A 709-nucleotide genomic window follows, 5' to 3' on the forward strand; every position below is an offset into this window, starting at 1 on the left:
AGCGAGAACCACAGCAGCAGAAGGAACAGAAGCGCGGTGGGGCGCATCTCTCCGTTTCGGCCCGTAGCGAGTGGGCGGGACGCGTGGATCACGCGGGGCGGGGTGGTTGTCGGCGCGGACATCAGTAGGCCTCCCGGAATCGGCGCACGAAGCGGATGCTGATGAAGTTAATGAGCAGCGTGATGAGGAACAGCAGCAGCCCGACGGCAAACAGCGTGTTGTATTCCAGGCTCCCGACGCGGGAGTCCCCGAGCGCGGCGTTCGCAATGAAGCCAGTCATCGTCTGTCCCTGCTCAAGCGGGTTGCTCACCATCTGTGCCTGGCTGCCGGCGGCGATCGCGACGATCATCGTTTCTCCGACCGCGCGGGAGATCCCCAGAACGACGGCGGCGACGATGCCTGACAGCGCCGCGGGGAAGACAACACGGAGAGTGGTCTGCATACGGTTGGCGCCGAGAGCGGCGCTTCCCTGTCGCAGTGCGCTGGGAACGGCAGACATCGCATCCTCGGCGATCGAGGCGATGGTGGGGATGATCATGACACCCATCACAAGGCCAGCGGCGAGAACGCTGAACGCACCCGTCGGCAGTTGGAGCCAGTCGCGGAGTACCGTGCCCTGGACGAACTGAAGGGCGAAGAACCCGTAGACGACGGTAGGAATGCCGGCGAGAATCTCCAGCAACGGCTTGAGTATCTTGCGGACGCGGGG

General features: G+C 64.5%; 1 protein-coding gene. It reads right to left on the reverse strand.

The genetic code is table 11. The features are described from left to right. Positions 1–121: 121 nt before the first annotated feature. Positions 122–709: PstC family ABC transporter permease (locus JF52_RS0116225; RefSeq protein WP_033107667.1), on the reverse strand; the 588-nt coding region annotated here is incomplete at its 5' end.

Origin of the sequence: Microbacterium profundi (assembly GCF_000763375.1) — a bacterium.
In the GTDB taxonomy this organism is placed as follows: domain Bacteria; phylum Actinomycetota; class Actinomycetes; order Actinomycetales; family Microbacteriaceae; genus Microbacterium; species Microbacterium profundi.